The sequence below is a fragment of the Stenotrophomonas sp. STEN056 genome (assembly GCF_056759635.1).
The window spans coordinates 39,700-58,006 of record NZ_JBRRDL010000005.1 but is presented as its reverse complement, the minus strand read 5'-3'; the positions used below and the strand labels follow the sequence as shown (position 1 = coordinate 58,006).

Annotated in this window: 19 protein-coding genes; 4 read left to right on the top strand and 15 right to left on the bottom strand. The window is 65.4% G+C overall.

What is annotated here, in order from left to right; all coding sequences use genetic code 11:
* The first annotated feature begins 130 nt into the window (after positions 1-130).
* The 3 genes from ACVOLO_RS04445 to ACVOLO_RS04435 all read left to right on the top strand — a co-directional run bounded on the left by ACVOLO_RS04445 (position 131) and on the right by ACVOLO_RS04435 (position 3,176).
* Positions 131-841: a response regulator gene (locus ACVOLO_RS04445; protein WP_481569196.1), complete on the top strand. Its 711-nt coding sequence runs from the start codon at positions 131-133 to the stop codon at positions 839-841.
* Positions 838-2,259, top strand: coding sequence for an ATP-binding protein (locus ACVOLO_RS04440; protein WP_481569081.1), 1,422 nt, complete (start codon positions 838-840; stop codon positions 2,257-2,259). The genes ACVOLO_RS04445 and ACVOLO_RS04440 overlap by 4 nt, the downstream gene beginning before the upstream one ends.
* A 113-nt stretch (positions 2,260-2,372) precedes the next feature.
* Positions 2,373-3,176 carry a GGDEF domain-containing protein gene (locus ACVOLO_RS04435; protein ID WP_481569080.1) on the top strand — a complete coding sequence of 268 codons (804 nt, stop codon included), beginning with the start codon at positions 2,373-2,375 and terminating at the stop codon, positions 3,174-3,176.
* Positions 3,177-3,180: 4 nt separating this feature from the next.
* Here the strand turns inward: ACVOLO_RS04435 and rnt are convergent, their stop codons facing one another.
* From rnt to ACVOLO_RS04360, 15 genes are all read right to left on the bottom strand, one after another.
* The gene (gene rnt / locus ACVOLO_RS04430) at positions 3,181-3,825 is read right to left on the bottom strand and encodes a ribonuclease T (protein ID WP_481569079.1); all 645 of its coding nucleotides are present in this window, start codon (positions 3,823-3,825) and stop codon (positions 3,181-3,183) included.
* A gap of 147 nt (positions 3,826-3,972) precedes the next feature.
* Positions 3,973-4,719, bottom strand: coding sequence for an HvfC family RiPP maturation protein (locus ACVOLO_RS04425; RefSeq protein WP_481569078.1), 747 nt, complete (start codon positions 4,717-4,719; stop codon positions 3,973-3,975).
* Positions 4,712-5,557 (bottom strand): HvfB family MNIO-type RiPP peptide maturase, encoded by an 846-nt coding sequence (locus tag ACVOLO_RS04420; RefSeq protein WP_481569195.1) that lies wholly within the window; start codon positions 5,555-5,557, stop codon positions 4,712-4,714. Before ACVOLO_RS04420 ends, ACVOLO_RS04425 begins: the two co-directional genes overlap by 8 nt.
* A 16-nt stretch (positions 5,558-5,573) precedes the next feature.
* Positions 5,574-5,927 carry an HvfA family oxazolone/thioamide-modified RiPP metallophore gene (locus ACVOLO_RS04415; RefSeq protein WP_481569077.1) on the bottom strand — a complete coding sequence of 118 codons (354 nt, stop codon included), beginning with the start codon at positions 5,925-5,927 and terminating at the stop codon, positions 5,574-5,576.
* A 370-nt stretch (positions 5,928-6,297) separates the two neighbouring features.
* Positions 6,298-7,008 carry a phosphate signaling complex protein PhoU gene (gene phoU, locus ACVOLO_RS04410; RefSeq protein WP_481569076.1) on the bottom strand — a complete coding sequence of 237 codons (711 nt, stop codon included), beginning with the start codon at positions 7,006-7,008 and terminating at the stop codon, positions 6,298-6,300.
* Between the two features lie 127 nt (positions 7,009-7,135).
* Positions 7,136-7,966 (bottom strand): phosphate ABC transporter ATP-binding protein PstB, encoded by an 831-nt coding sequence (pstB, locus tag ACVOLO_RS04405; RefSeq protein WP_481569075.1) that lies wholly within the window; start codon positions 7,964-7,966, stop codon positions 7,136-7,138.
* Positions 7,967-7,982: 16 nt separating this feature from the next.
* The gene (pstA, locus tag ACVOLO_RS04400) at positions 7,983-8,861 is read right to left on the bottom strand and encodes a phosphate ABC transporter permease PstA (RefSeq protein WP_481569074.1); all 879 of its coding nucleotides are present in this window, start codon (positions 8,859-8,861) and stop codon (positions 7,983-7,985) included.
* Positions 8,861-9,829: a phosphate ABC transporter permease subunit PstC gene (gene pstC, locus ACVOLO_RS04395; protein WP_481569073.1), complete on the bottom strand. Its 969-nt coding sequence runs from the start codon at positions 9,827-9,829 to the stop codon at positions 8,861-8,863. Before pstC ends, pstA begins: the two co-directional genes overlap by 1 nt.
* Positions 9,830-9,984: 155 nt before the next feature.
* Complete coding sequence (gene pstS / locus ACVOLO_RS04390) at positions 9,985-11,073, bottom strand: phosphate ABC transporter substrate-binding protein PstS (RefSeq protein WP_481569072.1); 1,089 nt, start codon at positions 11,071-11,073, stop codon at positions 9,985-9,987.
* A gap of 576 nt (positions 11,074-11,649) precedes the next feature.
* Positions 11,650-12,669, bottom strand: a complete 1,020-nt coding sequence (pstS, locus tag ACVOLO_RS04385; RefSeq protein ID WP_481569071.1) for a phosphate ABC transporter substrate-binding protein PstS — start codon at positions 12,667-12,669, stop codon at positions 11,650-11,652.
* A gap of 114 nt (positions 12,670-12,783) precedes the next feature.
* A complete protein-coding gene (locus ACVOLO_RS04380) occupies positions 12,784-13,563 on the bottom strand; it encodes a PA3715 family protein (RefSeq protein WP_481569070.1) in 780 nt (259 codons plus the stop codon).
* A 346-nt stretch (positions 13,564-13,909) separates the two neighbouring features.
* Positions 13,910-15,121, bottom strand: coding sequence for an OprO/OprP family phosphate-selective porin (locus ACVOLO_RS04375; protein ID WP_481569069.1), 1,212 nt, complete (start codon positions 15,119-15,121; stop codon positions 13,910-13,912).
* Between the two features lie 241 nt (positions 15,122-15,362).
* Complete coding sequence (gene nth, locus ACVOLO_RS04370) at positions 15,363-15,998, bottom strand: endonuclease III (protein ID WP_481569068.1); 636 nt, start codon at positions 15,996-15,998, stop codon at positions 15,363-15,365.
* A gap of 128 nt (positions 15,999-16,126) precedes the next feature.
* Positions 16,127-16,477, bottom strand: a complete 351-nt coding sequence (locus tag ACVOLO_RS04365; RefSeq protein ID WP_481569067.1) for a hypothetical protein — start codon at positions 16,475-16,477, stop codon at positions 16,127-16,129.
* Between the two features lie 10 nt (positions 16,478-16,487).
* Positions 16,488-17,270 carry an enoyl-CoA hydratase/isomerase family protein gene (locus ACVOLO_RS04360; RefSeq protein WP_481569066.1) on the bottom strand — a complete coding sequence of 261 codons (783 nt, stop codon included), beginning with the start codon at positions 17,268-17,270 and terminating at the stop codon, positions 16,488-16,490.
* A 169-nt stretch (positions 17,271-17,439) separates the two neighbouring features.
* Here ACVOLO_RS04360 and ACVOLO_RS04355 point away from each other — a divergent pair, with 169 nt between their 5' ends.
* On the top strand, positions 17,440-18,141 hold the full coding sequence (locus ACVOLO_RS04355; protein ID WP_481569065.1) for an FKBP-type peptidyl-prolyl cis-trans isomerase N-terminal domain-containing protein: 702 nt from the start codon (positions 17,440-17,442) through the stop codon (positions 18,139-18,141).
* Positions 18,142-18,307: the final 166 nt, after the last annotated feature.

Here is an 18,307-nt window from a genome sequence, read left to right as displayed (position 1 = left end):
TTTGTGTCCGGCCGCAGCTGCCGTGTATCGCAATGTATCCAGATGGGCGGTTGATACACGCCGATACATGCACGATCACACAGGTTCATCCGCTAGCATGGATCATGGCGCCATGAGCAACGTAGAGACCATGCACCGACTGTTGGTGGTAGATGACGACAGCGATATCCGCGGCCTGCTGGCCGAACAGCTGGGGCGGGCCGGCTATGCGGTGAGCACCGCCGGTGACGGCAACCAGATGCGGCAGGTGCTGGCGCGCGAGCATATCGACCTGATCGTGCTGGACCTCAACCTGCCGCGCGAAGACGGGCTGTCGCTGTGCCGGGAGCTGCGCGCGCGCTCCAGCACGCCGGTGATCATGCTGACCGCACGCAGCGAGCCCATCGACCGCGTGCTCGGGCTGGAAATGGGCGCCGACGATTACCTGGCCAAACCGTTCGAGCCACGCGAGTTGTTGGCACGCATCCGCAATGTGCTGCGCCGGACCGAAGCATTGCCGGCCAACCTGGAGCCGCTGGCGATGCGCCGCGCGGCGTTCTCCAATTGGGTGTTCGACCTGGAACACCGCCACCTGGTGGACCCGGCCGGGCGCGTGGTGATGCTGTCCGGTGCCGAGTTCCGTTTGTTGCGGGTATTCGTGGCGCATGCCAACAAGGTGCTGTCACGCGAGCAGCTGGTGGCGTTGAGCACCGGCCGCAGCTACGAATCGCAGGACCGCGCCATTGACCTGCAGGTCAGCCGCCTGCGGCAGAAGCTGGGCGGTGGCGGCGGCAGCGATGGCCTGATCAAGGCCGTACGCAACGAAGGCTATGTGTTTGCCAGTGCGGTGGCGCTGGAATGAAGCGGCTGCGCCGGTTCCTGTCGTCGATGGCGGGGCGGCTGTTCGTCATCCTGCTGGTCGGCATGATGGTGGCGGCGATCGGCGCCACGCTGCTGGCCGAATCGCGCCGGCAGCAGGAGTTCGAGCGGCAGAACCTGGCGCGTATCGCCGACCGTCTGCAGGGCTTCGTCAACCTGATCGACCGCAACCCGGAGTTGCGCACGCGCCTGTTGGCCGTCGGCAGCCCCAGCGTGCGTGAAGTGAAGGGCGAGTTCCGCACCGGCGACAACGACGAGGCGTTGATGGAAGTGCTGGCCGCACGCGACGGCGTGGTCGCCAATGCGCGGGTACGCGCGAGCAGCTTCCGTGCCTGCCTGCCGCCATTGCCGGAGTTTCTGCCGCCGCCGGACAAGGGCCCGCGCACCCGCAGCCGTCACACGCGCGAACGTGATCCGGCGTTCACGCCGCCGCGTTGCCGGCTGGTGGAGTTGACCCTGAGCGACGGCACGCCGTTGCGCCTGGCGCTGGAATACCCGGCGGTGGTGCGGCGCACGGGCTCGGCATTTGACCCGTGGTTCCTGTCGCTGCTGGTGCTGGCCATCGGTGTGCTGGCCTATGTGGTGACACGCATCGCCAGTTCGCCGTTGCAGCGCCTGGCCGCCCACGCCACGCAGTTGGGCCAGGACCTGCAGCGTGCGCCGCTGCCGGTCACCGGCCCGCTGGAGGTCCGCCGTGCTGCAGAGGCGTTCAATGCCATGCAGCAACGGCTGCAGCGCCACCTGGGTGAACGCACGCAGATGCTGGCGGCCATCACCCACGATCTGCAGACGCCGCTGACGCGGCTGCGGCTGCGCCTGGAAAATGTGGCCGATGAGCCGCTGCGCGAGCGCTTGATTGGTGATCTGGCCGCGATGCAGGCCTTGATCCGTGAAGGATTGGAGCTTGCCCGCAGTGCGGAAAGCGCCGAGCAGCGCGCCGCGCTGGATCTGGATTCGCTGCTGGAAAGCGTGGTCGAAGATGCCGCCGAGTCCGGTCACGACGCGGTGCTTGAGCAGGGCTGTGGCGCGGTGATGATGCTGCGGCCACTGGCGATGCGCCGCTTGTTCTCCAACCTGGTTGATAACGCGGTGAAGTACGGCCGCAGCGCGCAGGTGCGGGCCCGTTTTCACGGCGAAGCGGTGGAAGTGAGCGTGCGCGACACCGGGCCGGGTCTTGCGGCCGAGGAACTGGAAGCGGTGTTCACCCCGTTCCTGCGCCTTGAGACATCCCGCTCGCGGGAAACCGGCGGCGCCGGGTTGGGCCTGACCATTGCCCGTGCCCTGGCGGAGAAGGATGGCGCCACGCTGGTGCTGCGGAATCATCCGGCCGGCGGGCTGGAAGCCGTGGTGCGCTGGGAGCACCCGCAATGGGCGGCCGCGCAGCGCGATCGGGGCGCCTGAAAGACACCGAACCTTTGCTAGTATCAGGCCACCTCTGGGGGCTCTGAACGATGGCAACGACTGCGATTCCGGTGGCGCGAACCCGTGGGGTTCGCGCAGATGCTGCGGGTTTGGTGAAGCGGGTTTCGGGCGTGGCGTTGTGCAGCCTGGCCGCCGCGCCGGCCATGGCGCAGACAACTGCGGCGCTGGCCGTCGTGCCCGCATCGGTGCTGACGCCCGGGGTGCTGGTTTCGCTGTGCGGCATCCTGCTGCTCGCGCTGGCGCTTTGCGTGTACCAGCTGCAGCGCCAGCGCCGCCGCCTGCACACGCTGCAGCAGCAGGTACAGCAGGCCGGGCACAGCGCGGCGCAGTTGCAGGCGGTTGAGCAGGAAAAGGCCGCCCTGGAACAACGCCTGCGCGAACAGGCCGACGCCTTCGCGCAACTCGCACATGAAGATGACCTCAGCGGCCTGCCCAATCGGCGTGCGTTCGACGACGCGCTGGTGCGCGAGATGGCATCGGCACGGCGCGAAGGGCGGCAGCTGAGTCTGGTGGTGATGAGCATCGATCACCTCAAGCAGATCAACGACACCTGGTCGCGGGCGGCCGGTGATCTGGTGCTGTGCGAAGTGGGCGAGTTGCTGCGCAGCAGCCTGCGCGCCTCGGACATGGCCGCACGGCTGGGCAACAAGGAATTCGCGGTGCTGCTGACCAATACTGCGCTGGCCGAGGCCGAGCGTGTTTGTCAGCGGCTGCAGCGTCTGTTCGGCCAGTACGGCCAATGGGGCGGCCGCAACGAAGGCGATGTGGCTGTCACTTTCAGCGCGGGTGCGGTGCAGTTGGATGGCGACCAGGCGCCGGTGCTGTTCTATCAGCGAGCCAAGCAGGCACTGGCGCAGGCCAAGCAGGACGGGCGCGCCCGCACCTGCGTGGCGTGAGCACTTAGGCCAAGGGCGAGGTTGGCCAGGCGTTGACGATCTTGCAGAACAGGCGCGCGGTCTGTTCGGTGTCATACACCGCGCTGTGCGCTTCGCTGGCATCCCACGGAAAGCCCGCGGCCTGCACCGCGCGCGCCAGCACTGTCTGGCCGTAGGCCACGCCGGCTAGGGTGACCGTATCGAACACGCTGAAGGGATGGAACGGATTGCGCTTGTGGCCGCTGCGGGCGACCGTGGCGTTGACGAAGTTCAGGTCGAAATGGGCGTTGTGCCCGACCAGGATCGCGCGCTGGCAGTTGTACTTCTTCATCGCCGCGCGCACCGGCGCGAACACATGTTCCAGTGCCTCGCGCTCGGGCTTGGCCAGGCGGAACGGGTGGTCCAGCACGATGCCGGTGACCTCCAGCGACTTGGGATCGATTTCGGTGCCTTCGGCAGGAATGACATGCGCGCTGGCGGTCTGGCCGGGGTAGAGCAGGCCGTTCTCGTCCATTTCCACGGGCACTGCGGCGATTTCCAGCAGCGCGTGGCGGTTCCAGTCAAAGCCCCCTGTTTCCACATCCACCACTACCGGCAGAAAGCCCCGAAAGCGTTGCGCCATGGGCGTGAAAGTGGGGCGCGGGACGGGCGTTTCGGCGGTTTCGTTCATCGCAATAGGGTAGCAGAGCGCGTAGGAGCGACCTCGGCCGCGACATTCTCTGTGTGTCAGGTCCGCCGAGGCTCCTGCGGTTGGCAAGGCCGGTCCGCGCTTTGCGGCCGCGGTGGGCCGGTCCCGGCCTCGCGCCTGAAGGCGCCCCTACGGTGCGGTGCCGAGCAGGCAGCCACGCGCCTGCAACTGCTGCAGCATCGCCGCGCCATTGGCGACGAACGCCGGATCGGCCGCAACCCCGGCTTCCACCGCCAAGGCCTGCAGCTGCTGGTTTCCGCTGAGCTCGGGTTCCTGCTCCAGCCGTTCCAGTAGCCGATACAGTAGCGGCGACAGCTCGGAGAAGGCGATGCTGCCGTCTGCCTGCCGGCGCGCCAGCAACAGCGTCGCTTGTGCAGGCACCTGCAGCGGCTGATGCTCCGGGCCGATACGGTGCACCGGCCATTGATAGGCCAGCGCACGGCACCACGGCGAAAGCACCGGGTTGCCGGCCAGCAGGTCGCCGCCGGGGTCGTGCGCGGGCAAGGGGGCATCGCTGAGCTGCAGCGCCAGCTCGATCCATTCGTAGTGGGCAAGTTCCAGCAGCCAGGGCGCGCCGGCGTCGGCCGGTGCTGCGTCGAGGAAGTGGATGAACTCCTGGCCGATCTCGGTGAACAAGGGCGTATGCGCGCGGTGCTCGCGGCAGAAAGCGCGTACCTGTTCCAGCCAGCGCACCGGCCCCAGCGTGCATTTGATCACCGGGAAATTGGCGGCCAACAGGCTTTGCAGATTGTTGAAGTACAGCTCTCGGTAAACCTGCATCCGCGCATCGGGAATGTGCCCGGGCGCGGCGTTGTGCTGCGGGTCGCGCAGATGCGCGGCGAAACGTGTCTGCAGCTGCAGCAGGGTTTCAGCCATGTGCGGCAATCCGGGGCGCGCCTGCCTGTTGCTGCAGGCTGCGGATGTGTGCCACTTCTTCCAGCAGCTCGGCCAAGGGTGGGAAGTTGAAGTCGCGTTCCAGCAGCGTAGGGCGCACGCCATGCAGCGCATAGGCGGCGGAGAGCAACGACCAGACATCGTCCTTGACCGGCATGCCGTGGGTGTCGATCTTCAGGTCATCGGCTTCATCGTGATGGCCGGCGATGTGGTAGCTGGCGATGCGCCGGGAAGGCAGCTTTGCCAGAAATGCACGCGGGTCATAACGGTGGTTGATGGCGTTGACGTAGACGTTGTTGACGTCCAGCAGCAGGTCGCAGTCGGCTTCGTCCAACACCGCGTTGATGAAGCTGGCTTCATCCATGTCGGCACCGGGCACTGCGTAGTAGGAGGCGTTCTCCACTGCAATGCGACGCCCGAGGATGTCCTGCGTCTGGCGGATGCGCGCGGCCACGTGCTGCACGGTCTCTTCGGTGAAGGGCAGCGGCAGCAGTTCGTACAGATGGCCATCGTCACTGCACCAGCTCAGGTGCTCGCTGTACAGCGCGACGCGGTGCTGGTCCAGGAAGTGACGGGTGCGCTGCAGGAAACCCACATCCAGCGGCGCGGGCCCGCCCAGTGACAGGGACAGGCCGTGGCAGGTCAGGGCATGCCGGCGTGACAGCTCGTGCAGGGCTTCGCCCAGCCTGCCGCCGACACCAAGCCAGTTGTCCGGGGCGCATTCGAGGAAATCGAATGCGCCGTCCGGCGCGGCATGCAGCGCGTCCAGCAGGGAGCGGCGCAGCCCCAGGCCTGCGCTTGCCGGTGGCGGCAGGCGCAGGCAGTTGTCGGTGGGCTCAGTGGTTGCCGCCACACTTGCCCTCGCCGCACTTGCCTTCGGCATGGGACTTGGCGGCGCCGGCCGCTTTGTCTGCTGCCTTGGCGTCGTCACTCTTGGCCGGCTCCTGCGCGTGGTTGCTGCCGCACTTGCCTTCACCGCATTTGCCCTCGGCCTTCTGCTTGGCATCGGCGTCGGTGGTCTGGGTGGCCTCGGTTGCAGCCTGCGTTTCGGCGGTGGGCGGCGGCGGGGTCTGGGCGCTGGCACCCAGCGCATAGCCCTGGGCGAGGTCGGTCATGGCGAATGCCGGTGCGGCCATGCCGCCGAGCAGGGCGGCGCCGATGGCCAGGGAAACAGGTTTGCGGATGGTCATGATGGTATCTCCGGAGCATGAAGGGGCCGGGGGGAGGCTGGAGCTTAGCAAGCGGTGCTGTCGGAAGTCGTGGTTTTGGATGGCTGTGGTGACGGGAGTGAGTAACAGCAACGACAACGGCACTCCTCCCCACCCCTCCCCTGCGCGGGGCGCAAGGGAGGGGGTGAAAAGCCAGGTCCACTGCTCTGCGAAATCAGGCTTTGGCTCCCTCCCTTGCGCCTCGCGCAGGGGAGGGTTGGGGAGGGTTGGGGAGGGTTGGGGAGGGGTAGCTTTTCAGACGCCAGACATACCCCAAAAAGAAACAGGCCCTTTCGGGCCTGTTTGTTCACCACTTCCGGCAACCCGGAATGCACTGTCGCGTTACCGCGTATCAAGTGTGGTCCAGCGTGCTGGTTTCGTCGCGCTTCTCGCGCGGCGGCAGCGGCTCTTCGCCCTTGACCAGGAACCAGACGTTCTCGGCAATGTTGGTGGCGTGGTCGCCGATGCGCTCCAGGTTCTTGGCCATGAACAGCAGGTGCGTGCATGGGGTGATGTTGCGCGGGTCTTCCATCATGTAGGTGAGCAGCTCGCGGAACAGTGCGGTGTACTGCGCGTCCAGGCGGGCATCGTCGTCGCGCAGCTTGAGGGCGGCGTTGACGTCGTTGTTGCGGTAAGCCTCCATCGCCGCACGGACCTGGATGGCGGCCAAGCGGCCCAGTGCGCGCAGGCCCTGGATCTGCGGCAGCGGCGGCACCCCGGCCAGCGCGATGGAGCGCTTGGCGACGTTGGCGGCGTAGTCGCCGATGCGCTCGATGTCGGCCGGAATGCGCAGGCCGGCGAGGATCTCGCGCAGGTCACGCGCCATCGGCCCACGCAAGGCCAGGCGCATCACGTCATGGCTGATCTGCTGCTCAAGCTGGTCGATGGCATCGTCGTTGGCGACGATGCGCTGGGCCGCCTTCTCGTCGCGGCGTTCGATCACGTCCAGCGCCGCTTCCAGCTGGGCCACGGACATTTCGCCCATGCGCAGGATTTCGGCCACCAGACGCTGCTGCTCTTCGTCGTAGCTCTTGACGATGTGGTCGTTGGGAAGATTGTTCATGATGAGCGCCGGCAATTGAGAGTGGGATTGGAGATTGGAGAGGTGGGATTCGTGAAGGCGGGACGGTTTTGCGGGTGCCGAGGCGTTTGCCAATCCCCAATCCCGAGTTTCCGATCCCGGCCTGCCATCAACCAAAGCGACCTGTGATGTAGTCCTCGGTCTGCTGCTTGGACGGATTGGAGAAGATCACTTCGGTGCGGTCGTGCTCGATCAGGTCGCCCAGGTACATGAAGGCGGTGTAGTCCGATACGCGCGCGGCCTGCTGCATGTTGTGGGTGACGATGGCGATGGTGTAGTCGTTCTTCAGCTCTTCGACCAGCTGCTCGATGCGGCTGGTGGAGATCGGGTCCAGCGCCGAGGTCGGCTCGTCCAGCAGCAGCACGTCCGGGCGCAGCGCCACGGCACGGGCAATGCACAGGCGTTGCTGCTGGCCACCGGACAGGCCCAGCGCGCTCTGGTTGAGTTTGTCCTTCACTTCATCCCACAGCGCGCCCTGACGCAGCGCCTGTTCCACGCGCACGATCATCTCGGCCTTGGACAGTTTTTCGTGGTGACGGATGCCATAGGCCACGTTCTCGAAGATGGTCATCGGGAACGGCACCGGCTTCTGGAACACCATGCCCACCTTGGAACGCAGGCGGTTCATCGGGTACTTCGGCGAAAGGATGTTCTCACCGTCCAGCAGCACCTCACCGCGCGCTTCCAGCTTCGGGTACAGCGCGTAGATGCGGTTGAAGATGCGCAGCAGGGTGGACTTGCCGCAACCGGACGGGCCGATCAGCGCGGTCACGCGCTTTTCCGGGATCTCCAGGTTGATGCTCTTCAGCGCATGGAACTTGTCGTAGTAGAAATCCAGACCGCGCGCGGCCAGCTTGACCGGCGCAGGGCTGTGCAGCGACTGGTTGGCGGCGGGCACGGTGATGCGCTGCATCGGCACGGCATTGGTGAGGTCGTTCATGGGATGGTCCATGGGATCAGTCGTTTGAGATTCGGTTGCGCAGCAGCAGGCCGCGCGCGGAAAGGCTTACCAGCAGCACGAACACGGTCAGCACCAGGGCGCCGGCCCAGGCCAGTACCTGCCACGATTCGTAGGGGCTGCCGGCGAACTGGTTCATCACCACCGGCACCGAAGCCATTGGCTGGAACACGTTGCTGTTCCAGTACTGGTTGCCGAAGGCGGTGAACAGCAGCGGTGCGGTTTCACCGGAGATGCGCGCCAGCGCCAGCAGGATGCCGGTGACGATGCCGGCCATGGCGCTGCGGTACAGCACCTGCATGATCACCTTCCACTGCGGCACACCCAGCGCCAGTGCCGCTTCGCGCATCTGCACTGGCACCAGCCGCAGCATTTCGTCGGTGGTGCGGATCACCACCGGCAGCACGATGAAGGCCAGCGACAGCGCGCCTGCAAAGGCCGAGAACTGGCCGCCGGTCTGCATCACATACAGGGTGTAGACGAACAGGCCCAGCACGATCGACGGTGCCGACAGCAGGATGTCATTGACGAAACGCACCACCGTGCCGGCCTTGCGGGCATTGCCGTACTCGGCCAGCCAGGTGCCGGCGGCCACGCCCAGCGGGGTGCCGATGGCGATGGCCAGCGCGCACATCACCGCGCTGCCGAAGAAGGCATTGAGCAGGCCGCCTTCCTGCATCGGCGGCGGCGTCATCTTGGTGAACAGGTCCAGGTTGATGCCCGGCAGGCCCTTGGACAGCAACGTCCACAGGATCCAGCCGAGGAAGAACAGGCCGAACAACGCGGTGGCACACCCCAGGAGCAGGGCCACGCCGTTGGTGATGCGACGGCGCAGGTACAGCGAATCAGATGCCTTGCTGGAAGCGACGGTGGACATCAGTTGCCCTCCTTGCGGGACAGACGCATCAACATCAGGCGGGCAATGGCCAGCACCACGAAGGTGACGATGAACAGCACGAAGCCGAGCAGCAGCAGGGCCGAGCGGTAGGTTTCGGTGGCTTCACCGAAGTCGTTGGCAATCAGTGCGGCGATGGTGGTGCCCGGCTCCAGCAGCGACGGCGTCAGGCGCACGCTGTTGCCGATCACGAAGGCCACGGCCATGGTTTCACCCAGGGCGCGGCCCAGGCCGAGGAACACACCGCCGATGACCGCCGAGCGGGTGTAGGGCAGGACGATGTCCCAGCTCACTTCCCACTTGGTCGAGCCCAGTGCATAGGCCGATTCCTTCAGGCGGGTGGGCACGGTGAGGAACACCTCACGCATCACCGAGGAAATGAACGGGATGACCATGATCGCCAGCACGAAGCCGGCAGTCAGCATGCCGATGCCCAGCGGCGGGCCCTGGAACAGCGCGCCGATTACCGGCAGCGCGCCCAGGTGTTCGTTGAGGAACGGGGTGACGTACTCGGTCATCACCGGCACCAGCACGAACAGGCCCCACATGCCGTAGATGATCGAGGGGATGCCGGCCAACAGTTCGATGGCGGTGCCGATCGGCCCGCGCAGCCAGCGCGGCGCCACCTCGGTGAGAAAGAAGGCGATGCCGAAACTCACCGGCACCGCGATCAGCATGGCGATCAGTGCAGTGACGATGGTGCCGTAGATCGGCGCCAGTGCACCGAACTTGTTCTCCACCGGATTCCAGTCGGAGGAATAGAAGAAACTCAGGCCCTGCTCCTGCAGGGCGTGGCGGCCACCCCACAGCATCGACAGTGCGGCACTGGCCAGGGCGACCAGCACGAAGATCACCGTGGCGATCAGGAACCAGCGGAACAGCCGGTCGTTGCGGGCATCGCGCAGATCGCGCGAGCTGGGCGAAGCGAGAGACGGTGCGATGGCATTCATGGCAGCGGCGTAGGCCCAAGGGGGAGGCGGGGAAACATCAGTCCCTCGTTGGAGGGGGAGTCGTTGTTCCTGCTTTTGTTCGTCATCCCCGCCTGCGCGGGGATGGCGCAATGACAAGGGCGGATGCGCCAGAGCGGCGCATCCGCGTCATTGCGTCACTTGAACTCAGCAGCCCAGTAGGCTTCGATCTGCGTCACCAGCTCGGCCGGCAGCGGCACGTAGTGCAGTTCGTTGGCCTGGGTCTGGCCGTGCTCGAAGGCCCACTTGAAGAAGGCGCGGGTGTCGGCACTGCGCTTGGCATCCTTCGGCTGCTTGTGCATCAGCATGAAGTTGGTGGCGGTGATCGGCCACGCATTGGCGCCCGGGGCGTTGGTGATGACCAGGTTGAAGTCCTTGGCGTTGGCCCAGTCAGCGCTGGCTGCGGCGGCGGCGAAGGTTTCGGCGGTCGGTTGCACCCAGCTGCCGGCGGCATTCTGCATCGAGGCGTACGGCATGTTGTTCTGCAGCGCGTAGGCCAGCTCGACGTAGCCGATCGAACCCTTGATCTGCTGCACATACGAAGCAACGCCTTCATTGCCCTTGCCGCCAACGCCGTCCGGCCACTGCACCGAGGTGCCTTCGCCGACCTTGTCCTTCCACTCGCCGCTCACCTTGGACAGGTAGTTGGAGAAGTTGAAGGTGGTGCCCGAACCGTCGGAGCGGTGCACCAGGGTGATCTTGGCATCGGGCAGGGTCACGCCCGGGTTGGCGTCGGCGATGGCCTTGTCATTCCACTGCTTGATCTTGCCCAGGAAGATGTCCGCCAGCAGGGTGCCGCTCAGGCGCAGCTGGCCCGGCTGCAGGCCTTCAATGTTCACCACCGGCACCACGCCGCCGATGGCCGACGGGAACTGGCCGAGGCCGGCCTGGGCCAGCTCTTCGGTGGAAAGCGGCTTGTCCGAGGAACCAAAGTCCACGGTGCCGGCCTTGATCTGGGCGATACCGCCGCCCGAACCGATGGACTGGTAGTTGATCTTGGCGCCGGTGGCGGCGTTGTAGTCGGCCGACCACTTGGACACCAGCGGGAAGATGAAGGAAGCGCCGGCGCCGGAAATTTCAGCGGTGAGCTTGTCACCGGCGGCAGGCGCGCCAGCAGCGGCATTTTCCGGGGTCGAAGCGGCCTGGTTGCCAGAGCCACCGCAGGCCGACAGGCCCAGGGCAATGGCCAGGGAGAGGGCGGCAAGGCCGGTCGTGTGCAGCTTCATGGGTCACTCCATAGCGGGAGAAATGCCGGCAGGGCCAGCGGATGAGGCTATGAAATGATGTTTTTGTTACAGCCTGATTACATCGTTAAAAGAATATAAAAATCTCAATGGAATCAATGAGACAGCGCCCTAGCGGCAGTGCCCGGTGGTGTCCGGGAGAGAGAATTTTCGGACAAAATTCCGCAGAAGCGGGGGCGGCACCGACGCAGGCAGGGATGAAGCAAAGCGCAGTGCCAGCGATTGAGGTGGCACAGGTCCAGTGAGGTGAGCGCGTGACGCCGGGATTTCATCCCAGCCCATGGCGCCACACGGGCGCGGGTTGTTGTAGGAGCGCCTTCGGGCGCGAAGCAGGCGATCTGAAGACGAGGCGTTCTTCAGGCCGGCAATGGTTGCGCCTGACTTCGGGGAGACCAGTGGCCTCGCGGCTAAAGCCGCCCCTGCAACAAGACGCAGGTTGGGATGAGATCCCAAGCCTACAGTGCTCAACCCATCCCCAATCCCCGTCCCAAAAAGAAGGCGCGGATCGCTTGATCCGCGCCTGAGGCGACGAGGGAGAGGGGCTCGGCGTCTCTACACTCAGTAAGCCAGGTTCTGCTGCCAGTAGGTTTCGATCTGGCGGACCAAGGTGTCGGGCAGCGGCACGTAGTCCAGCTGGCGGGCCTGCGCGTCACCGTTGGCGTAGATCCAGCGGAAGTACTCGACAGCGGCCTTGGCGCCTTCGGCGGTCTTGGGCTGCTTGCGCATCAGGATGAAGTTGGTGGCGGTGATCGGCCATGCCTGCTCGCCCGGTGCATTGGTCATCACCAGGTAGAAGTCACGGGCGTTGGCCCAGTCGGCGCTGGCGGCCGCGGCCGAGAAGGTTTCATCGCGCGGCTGCACGAAGTTGCCGGCGGCGTTCTTCATGCGCGAGAAGGTCAGGCGGTTCTGCAGTGCATAGGAGAACTCGACATAGCCGATCGAACCCTTGATCTGCTTGACGTAGGCGGCGACACCTTCGTTGCCCTTGCCGCCGATGCCGACCGGCCACTGCACGCTGGTGCCTTCACCGACGCTGGTCTTCCAGTCGTTGTTGACCTTGGACAGGTAGTTGACGAAGTTGAAGGTGGTGCCCGAACCGTCGGAACGGTGCACGACGGTGATCTTGGCATCCGGCAGTGCCAGGCCGGCGTTGAGCGCGACGATGGCCGGGTCATTCCACTTGGTGATCTTGCCCAGGAAGATGTTGGCCAGGGTCGGGCCGTCGAGCTTCATGGCACCGGCTTCCACGCCGGCCACGTTGAGCACCGGCACCACGCCGCCGATCACCGACGGGAACTGCACCAGGCCGGAGGAGGACAGTTCTTCCGGGCGCAGCGGGGCATCGGAGGAGCCAAAGTCCACGGTGTTGGCCTTGATCTGGGCGATACCGCCGCCCGAGCCGATCGACTGGTAGTTGACCTTCTTGCCGGTGGCAGTGCTGTAGTCGGCCGACCACTTGGACATGACCGGGTAGATGAAGGAAGCGCCGGCGCCGGTAACGTCATTGGCGTTGGCGGCGAACACGGACGACGCGGCGAGGATGGCAACGACGGCGCGCGATTTGATGGCGTGGATCACGAAAGGCTCCTGGGAGGGTGAGGTGCGGTGGTTCCGCCCGGCGCCTATTGCATAACGATTTGATGACAGCGCAGCGTCTGTCATATGACGTACTGGTGACAGCTGTTTGCCGCCTCAGAAGGCGGCCTTGATGCCTTCCGGCAGCGGGTAGCGGCGGCCGCTGGGGCGCAGCGTATAGCTCCTGGCCGGAAGCGCGCTTTCGGTTTCAGCGCAGTTGCCGGCGGCGTCCTCGCGCTGTTCACGGCTGATGCCGCGCTCGCGGATGTGCAGCATCGCCCAGCCCTGCGCGGGTAGTGGCCCCACGTCGAGCGTGCGGCTCATGTCATGAAAGTCGCCGGTGCAGTTTGTGTCCCATTCGCCGCCGGCCTGCCGCATGAGGATCGGGTCGGTGATGGTCTCCAGCCGGTTGTCCTGCAGTACCAGCAGCTGCAGGCGTTCGTCGCCGAACGGATTGGCTCGTGACGAGCCGCTGCGCGTGATGCGCACGCCGAATGCGCGCGTGTCGGCGGACAGGCGGTAGCGCGCGGTATCCAGGCTGACGTTCTCGATGCGGATTGCGTCGCTGCTCATCATGCCGGGCAGGCGCAAGGTGGCGCGCGGGCGCAGCGTGGTGGTGTCGACCACCAGCAGATCCAGGTCGCCATCGCGATAGCTGTCATTTTCCTGCCACGGGCCGAGCAGCGGCACCGCCATCAGGGTCAGCGTGGTGTCGGCCGGCCAGACCCGGCACACGCCTTGTTCGGCATCGATCTGCATGTCGCCGTGCTCCGGCAGGGTGCCTGCGGGCAGCTGCGCATACGCCTGGCGGATGCGCTGCGCACTGTCGGTACCGCAATCCTGGGCCAGTGCTGTGAGCGGGAGGGCAAGCAGGGACAGGAGCAGGCCGATGCGCATGGTCAATCCGTTGATGACGTGGGCATGCAGGATAGCGGCTACGCCTGACGCAGGAGCGGCCTTGGCCGCGAAGCTGGCAGTGTGTCTGCTCGCGAAGTGACGAATGGTGAACTACGGGTATTTCGTTGATGCGTGCGGCAATCGGTGATCCCTTGCTCGAAATGAGTGCCGACTTCGCGGCCAAGGCCGCTCCTACAGGAGCGGCGTGCTTCTCATGGGCCCGTGCTGCTCAGCGATACCGTAGGAGCGGCCTTGGCCGCGAGGCGAATCAATGTGTCCAAGGTCGCTCCCGCCAAACAGAAAACGCCCCTTGCGGGGCGTTCTCCGTGAACATTGGTGCCTGGACTTACCAGAAGAACTGCAGGCGGGCTTCCAGGATGTTCGGCTTGTCGCTGACAAAGCCGCGCGCGCTGGAGCTGTACTTCTTGCTGTCCACCATCACATAGTTCATCGACGCCTTGAAGTTGGAGCGCCAGTACCAGTTGGCACCGATGGTCCAGATGTCCATCTTGCCGCCGAGCACACCGTCCACCAGCGGCGCGCCACCGACCACGGCCGGGGCACGCACGCCACCGTCGTTCAGGTCGATATGGTCGAAGCGTGCACCCAGCTGCCACATGCCACGGCCCGGTTCGTTCGGCAGGCCCAGGCCCGGGGTGCCGCCCTTGTAGCTCCAGGTCTCGCCGGTGACGTTCCACACGCCGCTGACGTAGAAGCCGTCGCTGGTGTAGTTGTCATGGTCATAGCGCTTGACCTTGGCGTTGAAGTACTCGGCCTGGGCCTTGAACGGGCCCTGCACGTACATGGCTTCGGCGCCAATGGTGCTGATGCGATCGCTGTCCTTCATGTCGCCGCTGTCGACCAGGCGCACGGTGGCCAGGTCGGCGTTGGGACGTGCGCGCAGGCGCAGGGTGTCCGCGTCGGTGTCGTAGTCGGCGTAGCTCAGGCCCAGGTGCAGGAAGTTGCCCTTCTCGTTGATCGGGGCAAAGGTGCCGCGCAGGCCGTAGCCGCTGCCGTGGGCCAGGTCGCGGGTCAGCTCGCGGCCAAAGGCCGAGGCGTTGATCGACCAGTTGCCGTCCGCGATGCCGTAGCCGACACCGAGGCGGCGAGCCACCGCGTAGGTATTGGTGACGGTGGCCTTGGAGATGAAGTCGTTGTTCTTGGTGCTGGACAGTTCTTCCAGGCTGTTGGGCTGCTTGAACTGGCCGGCCTGCAGGAAGTGGCTGCTGTTGCCGCCCAGCTTGTACTTGAGGTTGGTGTCCAGGAACTTGTCGGCCTTGGCGTCATAGCCGACCACCCATTCCACGTTGCCCGGGCCCTTGCCCTTCAATACCAGCTCGGCGCGGCGCAGCTCGAATTCGCTGTTCTTGCCGTTCTTGCCGGTGGTGCCGTTGAGGTCGGCCTTGTCGTTGTCGAACCAGTTGCCGTCAGCCTGCACCAGGCCTTCGAAGGTGATTTCGGAACCGCCGATGACGTCGATGGCGACTTCAGCATGTGCGGCCGGTACAAACAGCGCCGCCGCAACGGCTGCAGTAAGGAGTTGGCGATGCAGTTTCATGGATGGATAGCCTTGCAGGCAGGTTGAGGATGCAGCGAAGGCTAGAGCGTAAAGATTGCGTAAATATGACAGTCTGGCGACTTGCTTTGGCCGCGATCAGCGCATGCCAACGCATTGGACAGGCGCGCTGTTACGGGCAGGTGTCGCGCAGATGGCAGTCGTTTGGCCTGGGCGCGAGGGTGCCGCGTCGTTGAAATGACAGCGATTGCAGGCCGCGCCCGTGGTGGGCGCGGTTGCCGTGTCAGGCGGGGGTCTTGTCCTTGAAATGACACAGGTCGCGGATCACGCATTGCGGGCAATCCGGCTTGCGTGCCTTGCACACATAGCGGCCGTGCAGGATCAGCCAATGATGCGCGTCCAGCAGGAATTCCTCGGGGATGACCTTGATCAGGCCATCTTCCACCGCGCGCACGTCCTTGCCCGGGGCCAGGCCGGTGCGGTTGCCGACGCGGAAGATATGCGTGTCCACGGCCATTGTCGGCTGGCCGAAGGCGGTGTTGAGCACCACGTTGGCGGTCTTGCGGCCGACACCGGGCAGGGCTTCCAGGGCGGCGCGGTCGGCAGGGACTTCGCCGCCGTACTTTTCCACCAGGATGGCGCAGGCGGCGATCACGTTCTTGGCCTTGGCGTTGAACAGACCGATGGTGGCGATGTAACGCTTCAGGCCTTCTTCGCCCAGGTCGAGGATGGCCTGGGCGGTGTTGGCCACCGGGAACAACTTGCGCGTGGCCTTGTTGACGCCCACGTCGGTGGCCTGCGCGGACAGGGCGACGGCGACCAGCAGCTCGAACGGCGAGCTGTATTCCAGTTCGGTCTTCGGGTGCGGGTTGAGCTCGCGCAGGCGCGTGAACATCTCACGCACTTCTTCACGGCTCATGCGCTTGCTGCTGCGCGGTGCGGCGGGCTTCTTCGTCGCGGCAGCGGCCTGCTTTGAAGCGGGCTTTTTGGTCACGGCCTTTTTTGCCGCAACTTTCCGGGGTGCGGCTTTCCTGATCACAGCTGCATTCATGACGACGGTTTCTCTGCGGCACGCGCCTTGGCACGGGCAAGGATGGCGGCTGCTGCCGAGGGCAGGGCAGGCTTGCTGTCAGCGGCCGGCGGCGGTGCGCGGCGTGCTTCGCGTTCGGCGGCACGCCGTGCCAGCCGCGCATCACGGGCGCGGTGACGCTCGCGTGCGGCCCATGCGGTGCGCAGCTGCTGCTGTGCGTCGAGCAACTGCTGCGACTGAGCCGGCGACAACGTGGTGTCACCGGGCTGCGCGGCATAGTCCATCAACCCGGCGCGCACGGCGGCGTCCAGGTCGTCATCAACAACGAACTGCAACAACTGTTGCGGTGTAGCGGGGACGGCAGACATCGGTTGGGACTCAGCGGTTCTTGAATTCCGGCTTGCGGCGCTCCAGGAAGGCGCCGGTGCCTTCGCGCATGTCCTCGGTGGAGAAGGCCAGGCCGAACTGTGCGCTTTCGTATTCCAGGCCTTCCTCGATGCCGCATTCGCCGCCGACGTTGATCGCATCAAGAATGGCGCGCAGTGCCAGGGGCGCGGCGTTGGCCAACTGTGTGGCGATCTTCAGGGTTTCCGCTTCCAGTTCGGCGGCCGGTACCACGCGGTTGACCAGGCCCAGTTGCTGGGCGCGGACGGCGTCGATGGGCGCGCCCAGCAGGCACAGTTCCAGCGCGGCGGCCCGGCCGGCCAAGCGCAGCAGGCGCTGGGTGCCGCCGAAGCCGGGCAGCAGGCCCAGGTTGATTTCCGGCTGGCCAACCTTGGCGGTGTCGGCGGCAATGCGCAGGTGGCAGGCCATGGCCAGCTCCATGCCGCCGCCCAGCGCAAAACCGTTGACCATGGCGATCACCGGCTTGTTCAGGCGCTCGATCCGGCGCATCAGGCGCTGGCCGATCAGCGAAAAGTCACGCCCCTGAACCGGGGTCAGCCCATTCATCTCGGCAATATCCGCACCGGCCACGAAGGCCTTGGGGCCGGCGCCTGTCAGCACCACCACGCGCACATCATCGGCCTGGGATGCCTCGGCAAAGGCCGCGTCCAGCGACTCCAATGTCTGGCGGTTCAAGGCGTTGAGCTTCTCCGGGCGTTGCACCGTAAGAGTACGAATGCCATCGCGGGTGCTGACTGAAACCGATGCCTCGGACATGCCGTTGCGCTCCTGAAAAGTTAAAAAAAAGTGATGTTGGAACTATCGTCCGGCCATGCCTGTCTGAGCTTGCGACGTCAGTGGCGGACAGCCTTTGTGACGGCTATCCTAACCCGTCGCCTCATGCGGCATGGTTGCCCCTGAGACACCCTTCCTGGAGAACTGTTTGATGAAGTTGCGTTCTATCGCGGTCGCCGTGGCCGCTCTGGCCCTGACCGGCACTGCATTCGCCCAGGACGTTTCGTCCGAGAAGGGCAAGCTGAGCTATTACTTTGGTTACGACTACGGCAACAACCTTGCCGAGCTCACCGGCCGTGGCGAGCAGCTGGACATCGCTTCGGTGGTGAAGGGCCTGCAGGATGCCTACGCCAAGAAGCAGCCGGCCATCACCGCCGACCAGCTCAAGCCGGCCGTTGAGGCATTCCAGCGCCGTGAGCAGGGCCGTGCCCAGGCTGCCAAGGCCGAGTACGACAAGGCTGCCGGTGAAAACAAGACCCGCAGTGACCAGTTCCTGGCCGCCAACAAGGCCAAGGCCGGCGTGCAGAGCCTGGCCGATGGCGTGCAGTACCGCGTGATCGAAGCCGGCAGCGGCGCCAAGCCGACCCAGGCCAGCACCGTTGCGCTGGAAGTGGCCGGCCCGTTCCCGTACGGCCAGCGTCCGACCGAAGCGCGTCCGGCCCAGTCGATTCCGTCGATCAAGCTCAGCGAAGTCGAAATGGCTGCAATGCGTGAAATCCTGCTGCAGATGCCGTCCGGCGCCAAGTGGGAAGTCACCCTGCCGCCGGAGAAGGCCTACGGTGCCGATCCGCGCACCCCGTTCCCGCCGAACGTGGCTGTGCAGTTCGAGATCAAGCTGGTCAGCATCAAGTAATTCACGTCAGACAGTTGAGTTAAAGAAAACGCCGGTGCACGCACCGGCGTTTTTTTTCTGCCCGGATATTGCCGTGCAGGCCTGCCGTCGCGGTGGGCGGCCGGCTGCGGTGTGTGATGCCCGCCATGCGTTGCTGCCTGGCATGTGAGGCCTTGTGGGAGCCTTG

Coding starts and splice junctions, on each gene's coding strand:
- rnt (WP_481569079.1), bottom strand. CDS start 3,825: ATGAACGAAACCGCCGAAACGCCCGTCCCGCGCCCCACTTTCACGCCC.
- phoU (WP_481569076.1), bottom strand. CDS start 7,008: ATGAACAATCTTCCCAACGACCACATCGTCAAGAGCTACGACGAAGAG.
- ACVOLO_RS04375 (WP_481569069.1), bottom strand. CDS start 15,121: ATGAAACTGCATCGCCAACTCCTTACTGCAGCCGTTGCGGCGGCGCTG.
- ACVOLO_RS04415 (WP_481569077.1), bottom strand. CDS start 5,927: ATGACCATCCGCAAACCTGTTTCCCTGGCCATCGGCGCCGCCCTGCTC.
- ACVOLO_RS04365 (WP_481569067.1), bottom strand. CDS start 16,477: ATGTCTGCCGTCCCCGCTACACCGCAACAGTTGTTGCAGTTCGTTGTT.
- ACVOLO_RS04355 (WP_481569065.1), top strand. CDS start 17,440: ATGAAGTTGCGTTCTATCGCGGTCGCCGTGGCCGCTCTGGCCCTGACC.
- ACVOLO_RS04360 (WP_481569066.1), bottom strand. CDS start 17,270: ATGTCCGAGGCATCGGTTTCAGTCAGCACCCGCGATGGCATTCGTACT.
- ACVOLO_RS04445 (WP_481569196.1), top strand. CDS start 131: ATGCACCGACTGTTGGTGGTAGATGACGACAGCGATATCCGCGGCCTG.
- pstB (WP_481569075.1), bottom strand. CDS start 7,966: ATGAACGACCTCACCAATGCCGTGCCGATGCAGCGCATCACCGTGCCC.
- ACVOLO_RS04380 (WP_481569070.1), bottom strand. CDS start 13,563: ATGCGCATCGGCCTGCTCCTGTCCCTGCTTGCCCTCCCGCTCACAGCA.
- pstA (WP_481569074.1), bottom strand. CDS start 8,861: ATGTCCACCGTCGCTTCCAGCAAGGCATCTGATTCGCTGTACCTGCGC.
- pstC (WP_481569073.1), bottom strand. CDS start 9,829: ATGAATGCCATCGCACCGTCTCTCGCTTCGCCCAGCTCGCGCGATCTG.
- ACVOLO_RS04440 (WP_481569081.1), top strand. CDS start 838: ATGAAGCGGCTGCGCCGGTTCCTGTCGTCGATGGCGGGGCGGCTGTTC.
- ACVOLO_RS04425 (WP_481569078.1), bottom strand. CDS start 4,719: ATGGCTGAAACCCTGCTGCAGCTGCAGACACGTTTCGCCGCGCATCTG.
- nth (WP_481569068.1), bottom strand. CDS start 15,998: ATGAGCCGTGAAGAAGTGCGTGAGATGTTCACGCGCCTGCGCGAGCTC.
- pstS (WP_481569072.1), bottom strand. CDS start 11,073: ATGAAGCTGCACACGACCGGCCTTGCCGCCCTCTCCCTGGCCATTGCC.